This is a genomic window from Micromonospora carbonacea (assembly GCF_014205165.1).
GTDB lineage: Bacteria > Actinomycetota > Actinomycetes > Mycobacteriales > Micromonosporaceae > Micromonospora > Micromonospora carbonacea.
Map to the genome: position 1 here is coordinate 990,916 of NZ_JACHMZ010000001.1, position 21,002 is coordinate 1,011,917.

19 protein-coding genes, 1 tRNA gene and 1 pseudogene are annotated in these 21,002 nt (G+C 69.3%); 3 read left to right on the top strand and 18 right to left on the bottom strand.

Features of this window, described 5'->3' with window-relative positions:
• Positions 1–71 precede the first annotated feature (71 nt).
• The 11 genes from HDA31_RS04560 to HDA31_RS04610 all read right to left on the bottom strand — a co-directional run bounded on the left by HDA31_RS04560 (position 72) and on the right by HDA31_RS04610 (position 10,969).
• A complete protein-coding gene (locus HDA31_RS04560) occupies positions 72–635 on the bottom strand; it encodes a dihydrofolate reductase family protein (protein WP_178066183.1) in 564 nt (187 codons plus the stop codon).
• An 878-nt stretch (positions 636–1,513) separates the two neighbouring features.
• Positions 1,514–2,461: an AbiTii domain-containing protein gene (locus HDA31_RS04565; RefSeq protein ID WP_178066182.1), complete on the bottom strand. Its 948-nt coding sequence runs from the start codon at positions 2,459–2,461 to the stop codon at positions 1,514–1,516.
• A 785-nt stretch (positions 2,462–3,246) separates the two neighbouring features.
• Positions 3,247–4,809, bottom strand: coding sequence for a hypothetical protein (locus HDA31_RS04570; protein ID WP_178066181.1), 1,563 nt, complete (start codon positions 4,807–4,809; stop codon positions 3,247–3,249).
• Entirely contained in the window at positions 4,806–5,735 is a 930-nt protein-coding gene (locus HDA31_RS04575) for a bifunctional DNA primase/polymerase (RefSeq protein ID WP_178066180.1), read from the bottom strand. Before HDA31_RS04575 ends, HDA31_RS04570 begins: the two co-directional genes overlap by 4 nt.
• A 30-nt stretch (positions 5,736–5,765) precedes the next feature.
• Complete coding sequence (locus HDA31_RS04580) at positions 5,766–6,005, bottom strand: hypothetical protein (protein ID WP_178066179.1); 240 nt, start codon at positions 6,003–6,005, stop codon at positions 5,766–5,768.
• 132 nt (positions 6,006–6,137) lie between these two features.
• Positions 6,138–8,084, bottom strand: coding sequence for an FtsK/SpoIIIE domain-containing protein (locus HDA31_RS04585; protein ID WP_246384110.1), 1,947 nt, complete (start codon positions 8,082–8,084; stop codon positions 6,138–6,140).
• Positions 8,081–8,467, bottom strand: coding sequence for a TraA-like protein (locus HDA31_RS04590; RefSeq protein WP_043966229.1), 387 nt, complete (start codon positions 8,465–8,467; stop codon positions 8,081–8,083). Before HDA31_RS04590 ends, HDA31_RS04585 begins: the two co-directional genes overlap by 4 nt.
• A 148-nt stretch (positions 8,468–8,615) precedes the next feature.
• The gene (locus HDA31_RS04595) at positions 8,616–9,080 is read right to left on the bottom strand and encodes a Pycsar system effector family protein (RefSeq protein ID WP_178066178.1); all 465 of its coding nucleotides are present in this window, start codon (positions 9,078–9,080) and stop codon (positions 8,616–8,618) included.
• Between the two features lie 85 nt (positions 9,081–9,165).
• Positions 9,166–10,020, bottom strand: a complete 855-nt coding sequence (locus HDA31_RS04600) for an ABC transporter permease (RefSeq protein WP_178066177.1) — start codon at positions 10,018–10,020, stop codon at positions 9,166–9,168.
• Between the two features lie 160 nt (positions 10,021–10,180).
• Positions 10,181–10,519: a hypothetical protein gene (locus tag HDA31_RS04605; RefSeq protein ID WP_376701358.1), complete on the bottom strand. Its 339-nt coding sequence runs from the start codon at positions 10,517–10,519 to the stop codon at positions 10,181–10,183.
• 198 nt (positions 10,520–10,717) lie between these two features.
• The gene (locus HDA31_RS04610; protein ID WP_178066176.1) at positions 10,718–10,969 is read right to left on the bottom strand and encodes a DUF6284 family protein; all 252 of its coding nucleotides are present in this window, start codon (positions 10,967–10,969) and stop codon (positions 10,718–10,720) included.
• A gap of 116 nt (positions 10,970–11,085) precedes the next feature.
• On the opposite strand from HDA31_RS04610, the gene HDA31_RS04615 reads away from it, so the two are divergent.
• On the top strand, positions 11,086–11,322 hold the full coding sequence (locus HDA31_RS04615; protein WP_178066175.1) for a hypothetical protein: 237 nt from the start codon (positions 11,086–11,088) through the stop codon (positions 11,320–11,322).
• Between the two features lie 10 nt (positions 11,323–11,332).
• On the opposite strand, the gene HDA31_RS04620 is transcribed toward HDA31_RS04615, so the two are convergent.
• Positions 11,333–11,578: a helix-turn-helix domain-containing protein gene (locus tag HDA31_RS04620; protein WP_246384109.1), complete on the bottom strand. Its 246-nt coding sequence runs from the start codon at positions 11,576–11,578 to the stop codon at positions 11,333–11,335.
• A 132-nt stretch (positions 11,579–11,710) separates the two neighbouring features.
• Here HDA31_RS04620 and HDA31_RS04625 point away from each other — a divergent pair, with 132 nt between their 5' ends.
• Positions 11,711–12,988, top strand: a complete 1,278-nt coding sequence (locus HDA31_RS04625; protein WP_246384107.1) for a hypothetical protein — start codon at positions 11,711–11,713, stop codon at positions 12,986–12,988.
• On the opposite strand, the gene HDA31_RS04630 is transcribed toward HDA31_RS04625, so the two are convergent.
• The 6 genes from HDA31_RS04630 to HDA31_RS04655 all read right to left on the bottom strand — a co-directional run bounded on the left by HDA31_RS04630 (position 12,968) and on the right by HDA31_RS04655 (position 19,417).
• Positions 12,968–14,002 (bottom strand): NAD-dependent epimerase/dehydratase family protein, encoded by a 1,035-nt coding sequence (locus tag HDA31_RS04630; protein WP_178066173.1) that lies wholly within the window; start codon positions 14,000–14,002, stop codon positions 12,968–12,970. The two genes, HDA31_RS04625 and HDA31_RS04630, sit on opposite strands and share 21 nt — an antisense overlap.
• 483 nt (positions 14,003–14,485) lie before the next feature.
• Positions 14,486–15,364, bottom strand: a complete 879-nt coding sequence (locus tag HDA31_RS04635) for a hypothetical protein (RefSeq protein ID WP_178066172.1) — start codon at positions 15,362–15,364, stop codon at positions 14,486–14,488.
• Positions 15,365–16,025: 661 nt separating this feature from the next.
• Complete coding sequence (locus HDA31_RS04640) at positions 16,026–17,513, bottom strand: tyrosine-type recombinase/integrase (RefSeq protein ID WP_178066171.1); 1,488 nt, start codon at positions 17,511–17,513, stop codon at positions 16,026–16,028.
• Between the two features lie 68 nt (positions 17,514–17,581).
• Positions 17,582–17,654: transfer RNA gene (locus HDA31_RS04645), tRNA-Arg, on the bottom strand.
• 125 nt (positions 17,655–17,779) lie between these two features.
• Positions 17,780–18,886, bottom strand: a complete 1,107-nt coding sequence (locus HDA31_RS04650) for an alpha/beta hydrolase (protein WP_178066170.1) — start codon at positions 18,884–18,886, stop codon at positions 17,780–17,782.
• Positions 18,887–18,982: 96 nt separating this feature from the next.
• On the bottom strand, positions 18,983–19,417 hold the full coding sequence (locus tag HDA31_RS04655; protein ID WP_178066169.1) for an HPF/RaiA family ribosome-associated protein: 435 nt from the start codon (positions 19,415–19,417) through the stop codon (positions 18,983–18,985).
• 338 nt (positions 19,418–19,755) lie between these two features.
• Here HDA31_RS04655 and ssb point away from each other — a divergent pair.
• Positions 19,756–20,197 (top strand): annotated as a pseudogene (ssb, locus tag HDA31_RS04660) (single-stranded DNA-binding protein); the annotation flags it as partial.
• Positions 20,198–21,002: the final 805 nt, after the last annotated feature.

The following is a 21,002-nucleotide window of genomic DNA, read 5'->3' on the forward strand; positions in this document are numbered from 1 at the left end:
TGACCGGGCACGTCGGCGTCGCGCCTGCGTTGTGGTGCGGCGCTCCGTCGGACCCGAGTCTGTGGCTGTGCTCAGCGCCTGGTCTCGTACCTCGTCAGCACCACGCCGCCAGGGAACGTCCTGGTCTCCACCAGGGTCAGGTTCACCCAGTTGTCGAGGGCGGTGAAGAACGGCTTGCCGCCGCCCAGCAGGACCGGGTGGGTGACGAGCGTGTACTCGTCGATCAGCCCGGCGCGCATGGCCCCGGCGGCGAGGGTGGGGCTGGAGATGTCCAGGGAGCCGCCGTCCTCGGCCCTGAGCCGCGCGATCTCGGTGACCGCGTCGCCGGCGAACAGACGCGCGTTCCAGTCGACCGTGCTGATCGTCGAGGAGAACACCACCTTCGGCATGTCCCGCCAACGACGGGCGAACTCGACCTCCGCCGGGGTGGCACCCGGCCGCTGGTCGGCGGACGGCCAGTGGGAACTCATCGTCTCCCACAGCCTGCGCCCGTACAGCCCCGTGCCCGTCGCCCCCACCCGGTCGGACCACCACTGGAACAGCTCGTCGTTCGGCGCGCTCCAGCCGAGGTCGTCGCCGGGCGCGGCGATGTAGCCGTCCAGGCTCAGGTTCATGCCGAAGGTCAGTTTCCGCATCGTGCCAGCCTCCCGTGGGTCCGTACTTCGGCATACAGACCAGCACGGCGCGGGAGAATCATCGGTCAGGCCACACCGAAGGCTGGCTCACCGGCGGGAGAGGCGGCGGGCACCGGGTGACGGTGTCGGCGTCGGCCCGGCTGTCCTGATCATGGGCACCGGGCCGGTGGCCTGTGGTGGTGGAGGTGCGCCCGGCAGGATTCGAACCTGCGGCCTTGGGATTAGAAGTGGCATTCACGTTCCGATCCCTGACTTCATCAGCTTCGCTAGCTGCACAAACTCTTGCTCTGGCTATCCCTGGTTGCTCTGTTGACCTGCATTCCGCACCACGAATAGCACCACGGCCAGCCAAGGTGGGGCCGAGCGAAGTGGTGACTGACGGTAGTCTATCGATGGGTAGCCGCCGGTGTGATTCAACTTTCTGCACGTCTTCACGGCGGCCCTGAACGGGCCGCACGCGCCGCCGCCAGGGGTGCGCGGCCTGCACTTCGCTGTTGCTCCGCTCCGGCCACGCAGAACGGCCGGCGACTGGCGCGAAAGCGGGGGAGCCCGCGGGGCCGCCGCAGAACGACAGGCCGTTAACCGTCAGGGGTGGGCCGGCAGCAGGCCGGGCCGCGCGGCCCACAAGCCCGCGCGGCGCAGGGGAGCGCACGCCGGCCGCGTTCGCGATCTGGCGGCGATAGCGGGCTGTGGCTACTGCGCCTCCGGCGGGGGCGCTCTGGCTCCAGGATGGCCAGGGCTCCGTCGGTGAGCCGCGGCCGTCGGTAATTGCGGTAGGTCATCCCACCTGCCATCGACCCAGGCAAGCCGAGTAAACCCCCGCCCGTTCCCAGGGGCGGCTCGATGGCAGACGGGATGGTAGCCACAACGTGGCTTGCCTACGAGATCTGTGTAGGTGATGGTGTTTTGAGGGACAGAATCTCTCCGAGTAGAACATATGTTTCGAGGAACAGATACCTCGCTTCTGAGAGTGTCACGTCATTGTGAATTCCGGTGGAGACTCGGTCATATATTCCTCGCATCGCCTGCCGAAGGCGACCTTGGCGACTCTTGCTGCTGGTGCATTGTCGGACAAAGGCATCAATCCGGTTCAGTACGTTTGACTTGCGTACGTCGACCTTCTGTTCTCCATGCTGAATCGGCTCTTCCTGTGGAGGGAATACAGCATCAGCAAAGCTGTCAATAAGGCGTCGGCATGTGCTCATGGCTTGGCTGATGGCTTCAGGGTCGCCAGCATCCAGGCGCTCGATGATCGACTCAACCTTCGTGAGTGCTGTGCCGCTCAATGGGGCGAGCATCGAGTCGATATGCTGCCGAGTCGACTCGAACAGCTCTCCTTGTGATTCACTGAAGAGCAGTTCATGATACGTTCGGGTCGCGATTTCGTATAGGTTTGCGATTACGGCAGAGCGAATGGCGGACAGTTCGGCAATGCTGCTCGTGACCTGGCCTACGTTTCGGTAATGGGCATTCAGTGCGGTGCTCAAATGTTCGCCGCTAAGGCTGGGTGTGTGGAGAGTGCTCAACATTCCCTCTAGGGATTTGATGCTTGCAGCAATCGCCCCAAGGCTCCCTGTCTTCGCCCGCTCTTCACCCTTTTCGTTCTTGTATATTCGACCCGAACGCTTCAGGTGTGGGCGCGTCGATTGATTGAAGGTGTAGCCATTTAGTTCTAGTTGCAGCCATTGCAGGCTATCCTCGTCGCCGATCAATCGGGCGAGCCGAGAAGCTTTGAGTAGCAAATTCTCGGCGTCGACTCGACTAAGCTCGATGTCCTCAAGAAGATCTTCAGCTAGTCTCAGTGCTTCAGTCTGCTTCTTCAGCACAATCTTGACCTTCCTTACCAAGTGAGGCGCTAGCACGGGCAAGCCTGCTTACCCGGACTTTTCCGACGTCCGACTCATCGCTCGGTTGGCCGGGGGCACCCTGAGGCCGCACGAGGCTGTCAGCCCATGTCATGCGCGACGAGGCTGTCGGGCATAGTAGCTAGCCGGCGGCGGCCGAGGCTACTGAGATCCTGCTGGCGCACGCCAGTGAAGCAAGCCCATGAGGAGCAGGGACAGGCGGTCGATGGCGATGAGCACGGACAGGCGCATCGCTAGGCCAGCCCCGTGGGCCCAGAGGCCGCAAAGCGTGGCGATGCCTGAGCGTGGGACCGCTGCCTAATGGATGCTGTCGACAGCCACGGTGATTGCGACAAGACGCTACATGGACAGCCGACAGTGGCCGGGCACGGATAGTCGCCCGAGGCCGCGAACGCGGACGGACACTGCCGGACGGAGCGCCCAGGACTTACAAGAGAGGGGTCCTGCTCGTGAGTGCCGTACCGGTCGGCGGCGGGTGGTCGGTGGTTGTTGTGGGGAGGGCTGAACCATCTCGGCATCTCGGCATCTCGGCATCTCGGCAAGGGTGCTGTTGACCTGCGAAAACGCGCGTGCCGAGATCGTTCAGGTTCTGCGGCGTGAACTCGGCAACCGGGTTTCATCTCGGCAGAAGGTTGCCGAGTTGCCGAGATCGAATCTGGTCGACCGGTCTAATCTCGGCAGTCTCTTTGCCCTGCTAGCTGGCCGGTTTCGCCGAGTTGCCGAGCTGCCGAGTTGGTTCAGCGGGTTCAAGCGTCGTGCTGCTCGACCCAGAAGACGGCCCGGTTACCGCGCTCGTGTTTGCCGGCTCGAACGACGTGGTTGCCGCGCCAGCGTCCGGCCTGCCCGGTGAGCAACCGGCCGAGTTGCAGCGGGTTGGGTAGGCGTCCGGCGTGGGTGGTGATGAACTGCCCGTCCCACGGGTCGTTGATGTCGCTGCCGAGGTGCATCGGCTCGGCGTCTCGGCGTAGGTCGGCGGCGGTCATCGCTCGACTGCCGTGGCGGTCGTGCCAGGTGGTGAGGAACGCGCGCCAGCGCGTCTCGTCTTCGTCGATCTCGCGGACGTTGGTGGCGTTGGTGAGGAATCCGTCGATGCCGTGGTGGGCGAGGAACCCGCCGAGGGCTTGCGCCCACGGGGTGAACTGCCGCATCGACACCCCGGTTACCCGTGGTGCTCCCTGGCGGGTCCAGTCGAGGACGAGGACCAGGAGGTGCCACAGGACGGTGAGTTGGTTGGCGGGGTCGGTGATCCACTGGTCGAGGTGCGGGATGCCGAACCCGGATTGGTCCCGCAGCTCGGGGCGGGGCATGTTCGGGTCGAGGTGGACGCGGACGGTGCGGGAGGCCATGTCCCCACCGACCTGGAGGTTGTTGCCGGTGGCCATCCACAGCCGGTCGTTGACGGTGGCGACGTTGCGGGACACGCCGAGCTGCCGATCTGACCACACGCCGGTGGTGACGAGCTGGGCGAGCACGGCGGAGTCGATGACGGTTCCCTCGGCGAGGTTGTCCCAGATCACCACCCCCACCTGTTCGGCGAGTACGGCGGTGATGGACTTGCGTAGCTCTTCGTCGGAGTACGCCCACGGCATGATCCGCTGTCCGTAGAGCATGCCGGGACCAGCGGTCAGGATGGTCTTTCCGGACGATGGCATGGTCGCGTCGATCAGCGCGAACGGCGTCAGCGAGCGGGTGAAGTGCCGCAGGATCGGCGTGGCCAGCAGGGCCACGTAGTTGGCTCGGTCGGCGGCGCTGGCCCACGGGAAGTCGCGCAGGAACCGGCCGAGCAGGAACGCGCGTGCTTCCCGCACTTGCTCGGCGGTGGGCTCATCCGGCACGGGCGGCAGGGCGACCTTCGACGCAAGGTAGAGGCCGGTGGCCGGGTCGTAGCCGGGGCGCTGCAACAGGGTGCCGTCGCGGCGCAGGACCGGGGCACCGATGATCCCGCGCAGCGCCGGCACGTTCGGCCACGTCTTCGCCGCGAGCACGGACGACAGGATCTCCCTCGGCGGGGTCACCTCCTCCTCGAAGACCTCCGGATTGCCGCCGTCGCCCTTGCGGGTCTTGAGCCGGTACACGTAGGCGTGCTCGGCGAGCAGCCCGGCGAGCCCGGCCGGGGTGACCGCACTGGCGGCGACGGGTAGCGGGGAATCGTCGTCAGGGCCGGTGGTCAGGCCACCGGAGACGGCTTCCATGTGGACCAGCGACCCGGCCGACACGTACGTGTCAGGTAGGACACCGTCGACCAGCGCGGCCTTGAGGACCCGGATGGTTTCCGGCCCTGAACCAACCTGCAACCGGGGGGCGCTCATGCCGCCACCACCCGAGGCTGCCGCGCGCCGACCCGTAGGCCGGACGCGATCGTGCGGGCGATCTCACCCGGCCGCAGCCCGATGGACAGGGCGGCGGGTTCGAGAACCGCGGTGACGTCGTCGTCGGTGAGCGCGCCCCCGGCGGCGAGCTGCCCGAGGGCGACGGCGGACGCGAACAAGGCGTGGTTGCGGCGGCCTTCCGGCGCGGAGGTCAGGTGCGCCACCTGCCGGTGGATCGCGGCGGAGATGTACCGGCCGCGCCGGTCGACGTCGAGGGTCACCGTGACCGCCTGCCGGGCCGGCGGCGGGGCGGGCGCGATGAGCTGGCCGAGCCAGTCGGGCAGAGGGGCGGGATCGACGTCGAGCGCGACGGTGTAGCGCCGGCCGTGGGCGGTACTGCCGGCGGCGACGACGTAGCCGCCGTGGGCGCGGGTGTCGACCAGCCACCCGAGCGCCCCGGCGGTGTTTCGCAGCGTCGGCCCGCTGGAAGGGTGGCGGTAGTAGAGGTGGGTGCCGCCTCGCCCGGTGGTCACCGTGTACGTGGTTTCGATGCGCTGGCCGTGCTGGTGGCAGACGGTGGCGAAGACGTCCACGCCGTCGCCGCACAGGTCATGGTCGGCCGGCGGGATCTGACCCGGCTTGGGCACGTCCAGGTCGACCACCACGAGCCGGGACGGTCCGCAGGCGAGGCCGATTCCGTACGGTCGGACCGACCATGCTCGGCGGATGCGGTCGGGGTCGGTGGTGGCGCGGGCTTCCCAGCCGAGGTGCCGGCCGGCGGCGCGGCAGCGGGGGTCGGTGCGGTCGCACCGGTCGGCGGCGTGGTTGGGAAACGCGGGCCGCTTGTCGTCGGGGCGCAGCGGGAAGACGTGCCATCCGCGTGCGGCGTGGGCGAGTGCGGCGGCGAGCAGGTCGAGGTGGGACATGGTGCCTCCGATCGGTGGGTGCGGGCGGGGTCAGCGGCGGTGGGTGAGCAGCGCCCAGATCACGAAGCCGGCGACCGTGATGACGGCGGCGGCGGTGAGGGCGGCGGCGGTGAGGTCGCGGATGAGCCAGCCGGTGACGCGGGCGCGGGTGAGGGCGGCGTCGGCGTGCCACGCGATGCGTTCGACGCGGCGGCCGAGGGGGATACCGAGAGTGATGCCGAGGATGGTGCCGAGGGCGAGGGCGGCGAGCGCTACGGCGGCCGGGTTCATGGCTGCTCCCTGGTTGTGGGCGTGGTCGGCCGGCCGTGGATTCCACGTGGATTCCACGGCGGGTTTGTCTAGGTGGGGGCCGTGGAATCGGTGTGGATTCCACGTGGATTCCACGGCCCCGACAGGGCTGCGTCAGGCGGTGCGCAGGATGCGGTACCGGCCGTTGCGGTTGATGGCCATCAGCAGCGGTTGGTTACCGGCGGTGAGTTCGGCGAGGGCCTTGGACAGCCACTTGGCCGTGTAGCCGGTCGCGGCGAGCACGTCACCCAGGTCGGCCGGTCGCACCTCGGTGTGTCCCTGGGCGGCGAGGGCGGTGATGTGCTCGCGCAGGATCGCGCGGGCATGCTCGGGGCTGGACTGCTGGGGCAGAGCGAGGGAGAACCGGCGCGGCGTGGGGGTGGTGTCGAGTTCGTGTGAGGGGTCGACGTCGTCGGGCGGGTCGTTGGGGTTGACGCCGGGGCGGGCGGCCATGGCGGGCACCTCCTGGTCCTCATCGTCGTCGGCGGCCGGTTGGGGGCCGGGTGACGGCTTGACGGTGTCGGTGGGCATGACAGGCGCGAGAGCACGCGCGGTGACCGGGTCGAGCGGACGGCGGACGGCGGTCCAGCCGGTGACCGCGGCGGCCAGGTCGGCGCGCTGGGCGAGTTCCGAGCGGCAGGGGATCGGCCACCGGCCGGTGGGGATGCCGGGCGACTCGATGTAGAGGTAGCCGGGTTTGCTGCTGCCCCACGACTCGGGGGAGGCTCCGGCGTCGACGGTTTCGCCGGACAGCGCCAACGACGGGTCGTCGCGGCTGTCGATGCCGAAGCACACGTTCGTAGCGAACTGGCTGCGGAGGGAGGTCGGGGCCCGGTCGTGGGTCCAGCGTTGCTGGGACAGCACGAGGGAGATGCCGGCCGACCGTGCCCGTTCGGCCACCTGCACCAGCGCGGGGTGACCGGACCACGCGGCCGACTCCTCCACCCACACCGTCAGGTGCGACAGCGAGCATCCCGGCATCCACTCGGTCAGGTCCTCCCGGCCCAATGCCTCCGTGCGGGCGGGGATGACCTGCTCGGCGAGGACGTCGAAGAACGCTTCCGCGTGGTCGTCTTCGGTGACCAGCAACGTCAGCCCGGCCTTGACCGGCTTGATGGTCTGGTCCCGCTTGACGGTGTCGACGACGATGAGCGCGCCGTCGGTGCGGGTCAGGTAGTCGGTCATGACCACCAGGGCCCATTCGGTCTTGCCCGAACCCGTCATGCCGGTCGCCCGGACGTGGGTGGCGGGGCGGACGCCGGGCCGGCCGGTGAGCCACAACCCGACCTGCTCGCCATCCTCGGCGATGCCGAAGCGAAGCGGAGCGTCCCCAACCGATCGGCCGGGGGCGGACGGGCCGGCCCACGGGATCGTGTCGCGGAGCTGGTCGACGGGCACGACTTCGATGCGGCCGCTACGGACGCTGTCGGGGTCGCGGTGCACGCGCACGGCGGTCGGGGCGACGTCGAGGGCGGAGGCGATGGACTCGCGGGAGCCCTCGACGTCGGAGAGGGTGTCGCCGTGCGGCATGGTGATCGACGCTTTGACCTTCGCCCCGTCGATCTTCGGTCGGCCGATGCGGGCGTCGCGTAGCGCGGCGACTGCCTCGGCGAGCCCGCCTCCGGTGGTGCGGGCGGGTTGCTCGTCGGGGTTGGCCTTCGCCATCAGCCGCATGACCGCGACCGCGACCGAGGCGGCGACGGTGCCGCCGGCCCATATGTCCAGCCACGGCCGTTCCCAGGGTGCGCCGATGGTCGCCCCGAGGGCCCACACCGACCCGGACGCGGTGAGCAGGGTCGCCACCCGCTGCCGGATGACACCCCGCGCCCGGCCGGTGGCCCAGGTCAGCGCGGTGAGTCCGCCGCCGGCGGCGGTGATGCCGGCGGCGGCCCACGGGTTGCTGCCCCACCAGTGGTGCGACGCGGCGGCGGCCGGCCAGGCGAGCAGGCAGCCGGTGGGGCAGGCCAGGTAGGGCAGGAGCGCCGAGCGCAGATCGACGCCGTAGGTCATCGGGGACAGGCCGCTGTTGCGGGGCATCCGGGACGGGCGGGGCCGCTTCATCGGCCACCCCCGCCGCCGTTGGTGAAGCGGAAGTCGGACTTGCGGGGCCGGTGGCCGACGGCCTCCAGCTCGGGCAGGTAGACGGCCTCGAAGCGGGTCGACGCGGTCACGATGTACTGCGACGCGACCACCAGGGCATCGGAAGCGTGGGTGATGGGCTTGGCGACCTGGCGGGCGCGCGCCCGGCCGGTGAGTCCGCCGATTACCACCCCGCCGGAGACGGCCCGAAGCCGGGCGTCCAGCTCGGAGGCGGTCACGCCCAGCTCCAGGGCGGCGGCGTGCAGGATCCGGCGGGTGTCGTTGAACCACTGGGACAGGGCGACGTTGTCGGTGAGGGCGTCGGCGCCGGTGAAGATGCCACGCTGATCGTGGGTGCCTGCCATGCTGATGGTTCTCCTTCGTGGAGGGCCGGGCGCGGAACGTTTCTCAGGCGTGCGCCGCGCCCGGCGCAAACAGGTGAGGTGGGCCGGTCGGCCCCCGCACCCACCCGAACCCCTTCCGGGGTGCGGGTGAGCACGGCCGGGTGACCGGTCAGCCGAGCAGCAGGACCAGGGCGGCGGTGACCGCGGTGCCGGCCAGGCCGCACAGGAGCAGGTCGACGGCGGTACGGACGCGGCGGTACTTCGCCACCGTCGTGCGTGACAGCCACACCAGCTCGTGCGCCCGCAGCGACGCCATGCTCAGCGGCGGCAACGCGGCGTCGGTCATCAGGTCACCCGGGGCGCTGACGGCGTAGCGGTCGGGGCCATGCCCGCCGCCGAGCGACGGACGCACCGCGCACGCCAACAGGGCGACCGCGACACCGATCACCGTGACCGTTATCGCTCCGGTGGGGAGGGCGGGTGCGGGCAGGTCGGCGCGGGCCAGCACGGCCAGGCCGACGGTGAGGGCGGTGCCGGCGAGCGTGAGCAGCGTCGAGGCTTTCGCGTCCACGCGCACCAGCTCGGCGCGCACGGTGGCCAGTTCAGTGGTCAGGAAGCTGGTGTCTGGCACCATCAGAGGTCTCGCCTTCCATCAGGAGGAGTGAGGGCCGGCGGCACGGCATGGGTTTCCAGGCCAGGGGCCGTGCCGCCGGGCGTAGCTAGTCGTCGGCGTGCATCAGGTGCGCGAGGGCCGCGCCCATGCCGAGTACGGCGACGGGTAGGCAGGCGACGAGGGTGGTGATCCACCAGGGGGCCGAGGTGACTCCGGCGGCGATCAGCAGGTGGTAGGCGACCTGGCCGAGTGCGCCGATGGCGAGGGAGCCGAGGGCGGACCACTTGGCGAACCGGGCCGCCCGTGCGGGTACGCGGCCGGAGAGCCACACGTAGAGGGCGAACGCGCCGTAGGTCTCGACGCCGATCGGGAGGGTTATGGCGGTGTCGATGACCCACCCGGACCCGATGCCGGGCAGGAGGTTGACCTTCCCGAACCCGGTGAGCTTGCCGAGGCCGACCCAGCCGCCCCAGATGGCGACGAACGCGGGCAGGGCGAGCAGGATCACCGGCCACACCACCGCCCGACGCGACCGCGCGGGCCGAATCTTGGTACCCGGGCTTTCGACCATGCTGACCTGCTCAGCCGGCGACCCGGCCACCGGCGGCGGGGCGGGGGTCGGGTCCGGTGCGGTCTGCTCGGGCCGCTCGGGCGTGTCCGGGTCCGTCCCGTCGGTGTCGGTGTCCGGGGTGGGGTCGACCGGGACCAGCACCGGCCGGTCGGCGAGGCTGCCGCGGAGCACCATCGCGGCGTGCAGCGAGTCCGCCCGGTCCTGCTGGGCGCGTTCCTCCCGCAACCGGGTCAGCAGCTCGTTGGCCTTCTCCGACCCGATCCGGAACCGCTTCATCAGCCGGTTACGCGACGGCAGCGCGTCCAGCTCGTGAGCGAGCTTCCGGGCCGCCGGAAGCAACTCGTCCACGGGTTGCGGGTAGCGGGTGCCGTTGATCGTGGGGGCGGTCATCGGGTGTCGTCCTTTCGGGTAGTGGTGGGGGCGGTGCAGCACTGGCCGTCCGGGGCGGGACAGCCGTGCAGGCACGCGCCGCAGGACTGCTCGATGCAGTGCTCGCCGGTGTCGTCAGCGGCGCAGGCCACCGGGTCGCAGATGCAGCAGGCGGGGGGCATCAGCCCACCGCCACGGCGGCGAGCGCGTCGGCGGTGGCCGTGTCCAGCGGCGACACGTCGAGGTAGTCGGTGGCGTCGGCGTAGATCTCCCAGCCGTGCCACGTCGGGTAGGCGTTCAGGGACCGGACCGGGCGACCGTCGTTGTTGACGCGCTCACGCTCGGCGGTCAGCAGGTTCGGGGCGTTCAGGCCGGCGGCGTCGAGCCAGGCACGCAGCTCGCCGACCGACCCGAACGTGATCGCCATGGAACTGCCGTCGCTGTGGACACGGATGCTGGTCGGGGCGGCGAGCAACAGCAGCTCGGCCATCACCGCGCGGTGGCTCTTGCGGTCGGTCATCGCCGGGTCTCCTTCATCTTCGGGGTCGGCAGGTTCAGCGCGTGCCCGATGGCGAACGGGGCGAGCATCACGGCGGGACCGCCGAGCAGGATCAGCAGCAGAAGCAGCCAGGTCACGGGGCACCTCCAATCGACTGGGGAGAGCAGGCCGGCTCGGTGCAGGTCAGCAGGTGGGACGGCAGCCGAGGGGCGACGGTCATCACGCGACTCGCGGAACCGGAACACCGCGTACCGCGAGCAGGGCCCGCGCCTCGCGGAGCACCCGGCGCTGTGCGCGGCGCAACCGCTGCCAGTCCATTTCGCTCGGTACGGCGTCGCTGAACAGGAGCGTGATCTGAGCGTCGAGCAACATCACCTCTGCCTCGATCAGCGGCATCTCCTGCTCGATCGCGGCGAGGTCGGTGGTGCTCGGCTCCCGGAACTCTTCGGGGTGTCTCTGCGGCTCAGCCACGTCGGCTGTCCTTTCGATCTAGAAGGGGTTCGATTCAGAGATGCGATTCTCTGTTGCGCAACAAGGTAGCGATACGCGGCGAGGTTGCGCAAGTGGGTAGCGGTAACGTTGTTCGGGTGACTGACCCTCGGGACGAACTTTCAGCAGCTACGAAGCGCTATCGGCGTACCGAAGCGGCCCATGAAGCGGCGCGTGAGGCCGTGGTCGCGGCTGTCGTTGCCGCGCTCCGGCAGGGCGTGGGGCCGACCGAAGTTGAGCGGCTGTCGCCCTTCAGCGGTGCGTACATCCGGAAGCTCGCGCGGCAGAACGACGTGCCCGCCGCGCCTCCCGGCCCCAAGCGCGCGGCTCGGTGAGGGCGGGCGGTCAGCTGGCCTTCCGTCGCGTGTAGTCCTCGGCGTTGACCAGGCCGGTGGTGAGCGCGGATTCCTCCATGTCGTCGAGGACCCGAGCGGGGATGACCAGTCGGCCACGGACCTTGATGGCTGGGAACTGCCCAGCGTGGATCGCTCGGTACAGCGTCACCTCCGACATGCCGAGGATGGTGGCAACCTCCGACACGGAGTGGAAGCGGGGGCGCGGGTGGTGGGTGATCGTGCGTACGGTGCTCAACCTGATCTCCTGAACCATCGGGGCTTGCTCTTGCCGTCTGGAACCAGTGAAATCGATGGAAGGCGCTTCGGCGACGCAAGTTGAGTGCAAGGCCCGGCAAGGCAGTGCAACCCTCAGCCACGGGAGACGGAAATGACGAGGATCGAGCGGTGGACCGGCGCTCTGGCTTGTCTTCTCCAGTCGGCATCGGGTATGACGAACGAGAGCTTCGCGACGTGGCTGGGAATCGCGGTCAGAACCGTCGCCTACTGGCATAGTCGGCCGGACACCGTGCCCGGAAACTCCAATCAGGAGATTCTTACTGCGGCGCTGGACCGGGTATCCGATGCGGTGCGGGATCGCTTCTTCCGTATGGTTTCGGATTCGCTCAAGCAATCCGGAATTCCTCGTACCGGAAACGTCGTTCTCGACGTTGTGAGTGACGCCGCGAATTCTGTTGTCAATGATCCTCTGTTGACCAGCGGCCCGGTCGGAGCCGAATCGATCGAGTCGTTACAGGAGGAAATGGCGCTGCTGGCGCGTGCCGGGGGGATGGCCGCGTTCGACACGTTCACCAGCGCCCGTCGTCTGCGGGATGAGGCCAGGAAGCTGGCTGAGCGTACCCGCAGGCCGGGCGACCTCGCTGACCTGTACGTCATCGTCGGCCAGGGGACGGCGCTCATGGCGTCCACCGCGTTCGATCTCGGGCACTGGAACGACTCGGCGGCGCTCGCGCGGGCTTCCACCCAGTACGCGGACCTTGCCGGGCACGCTTCGCTCAAGGCGTGGACGTACGGACTGCAAATGACGTTGGCGAACTGGCGCAACGAACCCGATGCGGCACTGACCTACTTCGCTCGCGCGATGCGTGCGGCTCCCGAGGGTGAGCCGAGACTCCGGCTCCGATACATCGCTTCCCGCTCTCACGCGCTGCTGGCCGACGCGGAATCGGTTGCCGGGGTATTGGAAGCGGCCCGGCGTGATCGGGATATGGCGGCTTCCCGTCCCGATGATCTCAGCCGGTCGATCGGCGGCGAGTTCGCATTCGGGGAAGCCAGAGCGGCGGCGTGCGCGGCGGCGGCCTGGCTGGATCTGCGCAACGGCGAGCAGGCGGCGAAGTACGCCCGTGAGGCGTTGCAGGTCTACGAAGCGCTGCCGCTGTCCCGCCGTCCGTACTCCCAGATCAACGGGACGCAGATCGACGTGGCCGCTGCTCACCTGCACATGCGCGACCGAGACGGCGCGGCCGAAGCGTTGCAAGGCGTTCTCGACCTACCGGCGCAGAAGCGGAACGTGTCGCTGACCGGGCGGCTGGAGAAGGTCGGTCGGCTACTGACCACGCCCGCGTGGCGTGAGGACTCGGAAGCGCAGCAACTCGCCGAACGAATCTCCGTCTGGCTCGCGGAGACGTCAGCCCGTCCGCTCTCCTGACGCTCGCCACGCGGCGAGCACCCGCGCTTCCTTGTCACGGCTGAGCCCGATCTCGTTGGCCCGGTCGTGGGCGCTTACCTCCCCGGTCTCGACCAGCCACCGCCAGGTGTCGGCGACAGTTTCGGCCAGCGGCCGGCAGAACAGGCCGGCTCGGTGAGCGCGGGACGGATCAACTCGCCAAACACCCTCGAAGGTGCGCCAGAGCGGCAGCTCGGACCACTGCCGCACGCCCTGGTGGAGAAGCACGTCATCCGGCACCCACTCGAACTGCGGTGCGGCGCCGGTCGCGTCGGCGCACGACGCGAGCAGCTCCCCGAACGTGGCCTCGCCGACGGGGGCGCAGACGTTGAACGCGCCGGAGATGCCCTCGGCGGCGGTACGCAAGGCGAACGCGGCCAGGTCGCGGACGTCGACGGGCTGAATCGACCGATCCGGCGAGCCCGGTGCGAGAACCGTCCCGCCGGCAGCGACCCGGCGCAGCCACCAGGGCAGCCGGCCGACGTACTCGCGCGGACCAAGCACCACACCGGGCCGTAGGACCGTTGTCCGATCCGGGCCGAACGCGGCCAGTGCGGCAGCCTCGCACCCCGACTTCTGGTAGCCGTACTGCGTCGGTCCGTCTTCGGTGTCGGTGCCGTAGTCCGGCCCGGCATCCGGTGGGCAGTAGAGCACCTCGGATTCCTCGCTGAGCGGCTTCACCGGCCAATCCCGGTAGACGCTCACCGTCGACATGAAGACGTACCGGCCGGCGACGGGATCCAGCGCGCGAGCCACGTCGAGGGTGTTCCTCGGTACGTAGCCCGAGGTGTCCACCACGGCGTCCCACGGCCCGGCGGCGGCCAGGGCATCGACGTCGGCCGGCTGCGTCCGGTCCCCTCGGATCGCGTGTACGCCGTCAACGTCCGGCCCGGTGGAGCCCCGGTTGAACGTGGTCACCTCCCACCCTGAGTCGAGGGCGGCTGTCACGATCGTGTGGCCTACGAACCAGGTTCCGCCGAGAACCAGCAAGCGCATTGGACCATCATGCCGAGAAGGAGCCGCCAGGGATGCACGGGGATGTCTCCTGGTGAACATGGGGTCGAGCCTGACTGTGACCTGTTGGCGAGCTGGCCTGTACTTGGATCAAGAGCGCCGCGCGGCGCGGGTCGGGGCGCGGCAATCGGCTCCTGCGGAGCCGCCGCCCCGGCTGCCTGCGGAGCCGGGGCGGAAGGTCAACCGGCCCGCAAACCACGCCGACACCCTGAATCCCGAGAGTCACCGGCAGCGAGGGCCCGTCTGACCGGCGTAGCGGCACCCGACGAGCTGCCCGGATCCAGTGGCCGAAACGTCGGCGGGTTGCGCCGCGGATGCAGGCTAGAAAGACCGCCTTCGGCCGGGAACTCCGGCTCCGGGATGGTCGGGATGCTCCGGCCTGTGTGGGTCGATGGCAGACGGGATGGCAGCAAGTTGAGCTCAGGTCGGGCCTTCTGCCGCTGCAACGTCAGTAGCCAGTCGTGTTTATGGGCACCGATCGTGTGAGTAGGAAGTCGTACCTTTGCGTAGTTTGAGAAGTGGGCGATTAGCCCACTGCGGCAGATCGTCGCAAGTCTGACGTGACTTGAGCTCGGACAGGGGTATCGTACGAACCTTGCCTGCTGTCGCGTCGAGAAAAGTGATTTGGTCTTCACTCTGCTGTAACGCGTATATCTTGCTCGGTTTGACACTTGGGCCAATATTTGCGGATTCTGCCGGCAGCCACATCGATCCTGAAACTATTTCATTTAGAAATACCACGAGAATCATTGGGAGGATGGTCGATGTGGCCCCCTTTGGCCATGAAGTGCTTTCCCTGTCGCTACCTGCATCTACCAATGAATAAGCCCCCCACAGTATTCCCAAGAATGTGGCAAGGATAACCATTATTGCCGGCAGGAGGAAAAATGCTGTCCCGATTATAGGAAGAGCGCTTCCGCTGGCGGCCAGCCTTAATGGTGATACGAATTCTTCTGAACCGGACTTCTTGGCTCTCGTGAGCTTGTGTGCGGGAAACCAGATCGTCCATGCTATTAGGGCCGCCAGGGAGAGCATCCACACTATGGGGGTTAGGACTGATACTAGCAATCCCTGAATGTTAAGTGTCTTAGCGAGATGCAAAAATGTTGCCCTATCGCCCGCCGAGACGACAAATATTTTGAACGAGGCTAGTAATGCCCCTATGAGGGGGATGGCGACCAAGGGATCCATGCCGTGGTCGCGCGTGAATGAAAGAAGGCGCATGAATGGTGGCGTTGCTGTTGGTGTCCGGACTTTTCGCTGAGTTGGTATTTCTTCAGAGAAGTCTTTGACTTCGCCAAATTGGTTGTTGGGTCGCGTTCTGCGCTTTCCCCTGTTGGTCATGTGTCTTCCGCCTTCGCGTGGCCAGCTGAGCTGGCGGGATGCGGGTCCTCGGATTGATGGTAGCGAAATTGCTTGCGTAAGGAAACGGCTGCTGCTTGGTTGGAGCGCGCAGGATCGGCCGTACAGCCATCCGTGCTGTCAAGTTGGCTGACAGGCACCGTCTGGGGCCGACCGGAGGATCCACGACGGCCCGGCAGACATGGTCAACGACATAGGTCGAAAGGAGTCTCGATCTTTGCAAGGCCAGCGTTGCGGCCTTGAGGGCCGCCCCCAACGGGCCGCAAGACGAGCACCCAGGCATCGTCGGATGAACACGACAAGGCGAGGCCAGCACGACCAGCCAGGATCGAGAGTCAGCACTCTTAATCCGCTGCTCTGTCGAGGCTTGGCTGTACAGCCATCCGTACAGCCAAGCCGGCCGACGGACATAGTCCGGGGCCGACCTTGGGCGACACAGCGGGCAGGTCAGCGACAGTCGCCGACGCTGGCCGAAAGAAGTCTTGATCTTTGCAAGGCGGGGATAGTCGTTGCGCTCGCGGCCTGCCCCTGCGGGCGGCCTCCGGCCTACCGGAAAGTCGCTGAGATCACTTCACTGTCGCCTTCCTAAACCATTGTCGGCAGAGTGGATACATCGTGCTTGAGGGAGGGAGACTCGTCGCGGCTACCCGTCGGGCTGTCCTGCGACGGTCGCCCGGCGACCTCGGGCAACGTTGACCAGGCCGTCTGCTGCCAGGAGAGCCACTGCGCGGTGAGCGGTACCGACTGAGGCTCCATGCGCCGCAGCCAACTCGGCGACCGAAGGAAGCGGGTCACCCGGCTTGAGGCTCCCGGTGCGGATCTGCTCGCGTAGTCCTTCGGCAATGACTCGGTACGGGCTGCTCGGTAGCGTGGGCGAGGTCGGGCGCGTAGGCATCCGGGCAGCGAGGGTGCCGGCGGCCCGCTGGTCGGACTCCGACAGCCACGCGGCGTAGACCCGGAGAGTGGTGGTGCCACCGCCACCGTGACCGAGCCGGCCGGCGACGGTACGCACGTCGACACCGGCATTGATCAGCTCGGTTGCCGAGTAGTGGCGCAGGGCGTGAATGTGGCTGTCGATGCCGAGCCGCTTGGCGAGCCGACCGTATCGCTGGGTGATGGTGTCGGGGCGGTAGCCGCGGCTGTTGTCCGGCTCGGGGGAGAAGACGTAGTCGGCCGGGTCGGCCGTCGCGTCGAGCTGCGCCAGGCGGTCGACGTACCGCGCGTGTAGTTCGGCAAGTACGGCGACCGTCTCGGGGTCGAGGGCGACTCGGCGTTGCTGGTGGGTCTTGGTGTCCTTCTCCTGTAGCGCGCCGTCGGCGTCGAGGTAGGCGCTCCGCCGGAGAGTCAGCACGCCGGCGGCCAGGTCGAGGTGATGCCAGCGCAGCGCGGCCAACTCGCCCCGTCGGGCACCGGTGGTCATGGCGAGCCAGACCAACGCGCCCCAGTCCGGGTCGCGCCACGACTCGGTGATGATGCGGGCGGCGTCGGTCGGGTTCGGCGGTTGCGGGTCGGGGTGCGGCGGGGCGGGTGGTTCAGCCTGTGCGGCAGGGTTGACCGCGATCCAGCGCCACCGCACCGCCCGACTCAGCGCACCGCTCAGGATCCAGTGGATCTGTCGTACGGACGATGGGCTGAGCGGCTTGCAGACGTGCTGGCGGCATCTCGCGGTACAGGTGTGCTCGCCCTTCACCCGGTGCGTGACGAACGCTTTGCCACCGCACCAGTCCCGGCAGCGGCGCAGACTCGCGTAGAACGACTCCAACGTCTCGGCGTCAAGCCGGCCGACCGGCAGCTTGCCGAGCGTCGGCCGTACGTGCTTGTCCAGCTTGTTCTCGTACCCCATGCGGGTGGTGGCCTCAATGTCGGCCACCTCAAGCCATCGGTCTAGGAGCTGGTCGAGCGTTGCGCGCGTGCGCGGGTTGCGCCGCTCGTCGACCTGGGCCAGCAACCGGGTGCGTGCTTTCTCCGCTTCCTTGGCGGCGGTGCGGCCGGCGGGGATGACCTCGGTCAGGTAATGCCGCTTGCCGCTAATCGGGTCTACCCCCGCGTAGACCTTCACGCGGAGTGACCCACTGGGCAGGGTCTCGACCTCGCCGCGCTGCCGCTTCGTGCGTCCGTTCGAACTCGCCACGCGGCAAACCTAGCTCGCTCGCACCACGGATAGCCCCACGCGGCTCGATCGGCTGAGAGAAAGTGCTGTGCGCCCGGCAGGATTCGAACCTGCGGCCTTGGGATTAGAAGTCCCCTGCTCTATCCGCTGAGCTACGGGCGCGCGCGGTGGGTCTCGCGCCAAGAGGGTACCGCCGCGCCGGGGGTGCCCGGCGCGACGGGGCGGCCCGTCGACGCGCGTTCAGCGTCGCATGGCCCGCCGCCAGCGGGCACCCCTGTTTCACCCGGTCAGCCCGCTGCGGCGGCCCCCGTGCTCTGCGTGGTCGCCTCCGCAGGCGACCGGCTGACCGGCACCTCGGGCGACGGCACGCCGCCTTGCTGCCCGGGCGTCGAATCGTCGCCCGGCACGGTGGGCGTCGGCTGGTCGGCAGGCTGCTCGGGCGTCGGGCCGGCGGCGAGGAACGCCTCCGCCCACCGGCCCACCTCGACGAAGACCTGCTCCCGGACGGCGGGGCCGGAGAGGGTCAGGTCGTGCATGCCGCCGTCGAAGCGGGCCAGGGTCACGTGCCGGCCGAGGCGGGGGGCCCAGCGGACCATGTGCTCCACGTCCAGGACGGCGTCGGCGAGGGCCGCCGAGTCGTGCCACTTCGTGCCCCGGAAGGTGCGGGTCGAGCAGGCCAGCAGCACCGGCACCGGGATGTCGAGGCCGGCGCGGAGCTGCCGCTGACCGGCGCGGACCGCATTCAGCCAGCCGGCCCGGACCGGGAAGCCGGCGAGCGGCTTCCACGCCAGGTCGTACGTCCACTCGCCCCGATGCTCGGCGTGCAGGCTCTCGCCGTACACGGTGCCGAGGCCGAAGGGGAGACGGCGGCGCGGCGCGCTGCGGCCCAGGCGCGAGACGGCGGCCGCGAGGGGTCTGCGGACCACCCAGGGGGCGTTGATGTCGAAGAAGGGGCTGTTGAGCACCAGCCCGTCGACGATGCCGGCGTCGCGTCGGGCGTGCGCCCAGAGGGAGATGACGAGGCCGCCGGTAGAGTGACCCATGACCAGCAGGGTGTCGTGGCCGTCGTCGGTGCGGACGATCTTCGCGGCGGCGTCCAGCTCGGGGAAGTAGTCGCCGAGGTCGCGGCAGAAGTTCGGGGTCTGGTGCGCGAGCAGGCTGCGGCCGTACTTTCGCAGGTCGAGGGCGTAGAAGTCCCAGCCCCGCTCCGCGAAGAAGTCGGCCACGTGGGTCTGGAAGAAGTAGTCGACGTAACCGTGCACGTAGAGCACCGCGCGGCGGGTCGGCCGGTCGGCCCGGCGGCGGACCAGGGTCGCGACGACCGGGCCCTCGTCGTCGGTGCCCAGGTCGATCGTCTGCCGCTCGTACGGCGGCCCCAGCACATCCGGTTCCACGACCGCGACGGTACGCCCGCAGCCTACCCGACGGTAGCCCCGCCGGGGAGATGGCGGACCGCCGTGGCGGACACCACCTCCCCGACGGGGGTCGGCTCAGGCGGTCTCGGCGTCGACCCGGTGCGCGTCGCCGTCGGTGTCGTCCAGCTCCGCGTCGGGCAGGCCCGCCTCGGGCTGGCCGGTGTCGCGCAGCCGCTTGTTGTTGCGCGGCTCCTGCCGGGTCTTGGCGTCGTTGAGCCGGCGGCGCAGGTCGTCGCGGACGTCGTTGAGCGCGGCGTTCAGGTCCTCCTCGGCGGAGGTGGTGACGATCTTCTGCCGGCCGGCGATCCAGCACTCCAGGGTGACCTTCTGCCCCCGGGCCTCCCGGTCCTTCACCGACACCTCCAGCTCGGTGGCGTCGGCGTGGAAGCCGGCGAGCCGGGCGTCGAGGGTGGCGAACTGCTCGGCGATCCAGTTCCGGTCGCCCTGGGAGAACCCGGCCCCGACGCGCAGGCACTCGGCCACGGTCGCGGGGTTCGCCACGGCGCTCATCGCAGCGCCTCGCCGTCCGTGCGGACGAAACCGGTCGTACGGGGTCGGCAGGAAGTCATGTCCCGTGGCCTTTCTCATCGGACGGCGTGCCGTCGGTGGTGCTCGCTTGATCGAATCTGTACCCAGTCACGGGCCGTCCGGAAACGCCTCCGACGGGGCCGCCCGGGCGGCATCCCAGCCGGGGTCTAGCACATCCGGGCTTGATCAGGTCTTTGTCCACAGGCCGCCGGCCTGTCCACAGGTGGCGGCCTCACGGTGGCGACGGGCGGGCCGGAGCGGCCAGTGTCGGCGGCGGGTCGACTCACCACGGCAACCCCGATCTCTTCCCTGGAGGGACGATGTTCGACACCCACGTAACGATCGTCGGCAACATCTTGACGGCGCCGGAGTGGCGGCGTACCACCCAGAGCGGCACGCTCGTGGCCAACTTCAAGGTGGCCTCCACCGCCCGCCGGCTCGACCGGGGCAGTGGCCGGTGGGTCGACGGCAACAGCCTCCGCGTCCGCGTCAACTGCTGGCGGAAGCTGGCCGAGGGGGTGGCGGCCTCCGTGATGGTCGGCGACCCGGTGGTGGTCGTCGGCCGGCTCTACACCCGTGACTGGACCGACGACGCGGGCAACCACCGCACGGTGTACGAGCTGGAGGCGGTCGCCGTCGGCCACGACCTGTCCCGAGGGCGGGCCCGGTTCCTGCGCAACCGGCCGAACGTGGCCACCAGCACGGTCGAGGACGCCGAGGCGGAGAGCCGGGTGCACGGCGAGCCGACCGAGCGGGTCCCGCGTGAGCAGGCCCCCAGCGGGCCGCCCCTCAGCGGGCCGGAGGGCCGCCCCTTCGACGAGGACTTCGAGCCGGACGACTTCGTCCCGGCCCACGTCTCCTTCGACCCGCGCGTCGTGGACGCCGCCCACGGCCCGGCGGCTGCGCACGGGCTGGGTGCTGCGCCCGGGCTGGGGGCGGTGCACCGGCTGGGCGACGCCCCGCGTGGCCTGGACGACCTCGACGAGCGGGACGACCTGGACGACGACTCCGAGGGTGACTCCGACGAGGACGACTTCGGCCACGACGACTCCGGCCACGACGGGCTCGGCGACGACGGCGGGCGTGGGCAGGGCTCCGGCCTCGACGCCGGCTCCGGGTTCGGTGCCGGCACCGGCGAGGGCTCCGGGCTCGGTGACGACGGGGAGTCGGCCGAGGCGGGCGCGGCGGATGGCGGCCCGCCCCCGTCCGGTGGCGCCCTGGTCCCGCCCGCCGAGCGCGACGAGTCGTCCGTCGGGCGCGACGGGTTGTCCGTCGGGCGGGACCAGTCGTCCGTCGGGCACCGCGAGGCGTCCGCCGGACGCGACGGGTTGTCCGCCGGGGCCGGACCCGACGGCTCCGCGCCGCCCACCGGGGAGCTCGACGGGGTGACGCCGACCCGGCGTGGTCGGCGGGGGCGGGGTCGGGCCGGCGTGCCGGCCTGACGCCCCGACGGGAGAAGTGATCATGTCGGGGAGATGGGGGTGTCCGGGCGTTGGGATACCGCTATCTCCCCGACATGATCTTGCCTAGTGAGCCCCGGCCGGCATGAGGCCGCCCTGCTGGGGAG

Bases quoted from the DNA above. Each gene is read 5' to 3' on its own strand.
- HDA31_RS04625 (WP_246384107.1), top strand. From the start codon at position 11,711: ATGACGAGGATCGAGCGGTGGACCGGCGCTCTGGCTTGTCTTCTCCAG.
- HDA31_RS04600 (WP_178066177.1), bottom strand. From the start codon at position 10,020: ATGACCGCCCCCACGATCAACGGCACCCGCTACCCGCAACCCGTGGAC.
- HDA31_RS04575 (WP_178066180.1), bottom strand. From the start codon at position 5,735: ATGTCCCACCTCGACCTGCTCGCCGCCGCACTCGCCCACGCCGCACGC.
- HDA31_RS04590 (WP_043966229.1), bottom strand. From the start codon at position 8,467: ATGGCAGGCACCCACGATCAGCGTGGCATCTTCACCGGCGCCGACGCC.
- HDA31_RS04580 (WP_178066179.1), bottom strand. From the start codon at position 6,005: ATGAACCCGGCCGCCGTAGCGCTCGCCGCCCTCGCCCTCGGCACCATC.
- HDA31_RS04560 (WP_178066183.1), bottom strand. From the start codon at position 635: ATGCGGAAACTGACCTTCGGCATGAACCTGAGCCTGGACGGCTACATC.
- HDA31_RS04630 (WP_178066173.1), bottom strand. From the start codon at position 14,002: ATGCGCTTGCTGGTTCTCGGCGGAACCTGGTTCGTAGGCCACACGATC.
- HDA31_RS04595 (WP_178066178.1), bottom strand. From the start codon at position 9,080: ATGGTGCCAGACACCAGCTTCCTGACCACTGAACTGGCCACCGTGCGC.
- HDA31_RS04635 (WP_178066172.1), bottom strand. From the start codon at position 15,364: ATGACCAACAGGGGAAAGCGCAGAACGCGACCCAACAACCAATTTGGC.
- HDA31_RS04585 (WP_246384110.1), bottom strand. From the start codon at position 8,084: ATGAAGCGGCCCCGCCCGTCCCGGATGCCCCGCAACAGCGGCCTGTCC.
- HDA31_RS04570 (WP_178066181.1), bottom strand. From the start codon at position 4,809: ATGAGCGCCCCCCGGTTGCAGGTTGGTTCAGGGCCGGAAACCATCCGG.
- HDA31_RS04655 (WP_178066169.1), bottom strand. From the start codon at position 19,417: ATGAGCGCCGTGGCGAACCCCGCGACCGTGGCCGAGTGCCTGCGCGTC.
- HDA31_RS04605 (WP_376701358.1), bottom strand. From the start codon at position 10,519: ATGACCGACCGCAAGAGCCACCGCGCGGTGATGGCCGAGCTGCTGTTG.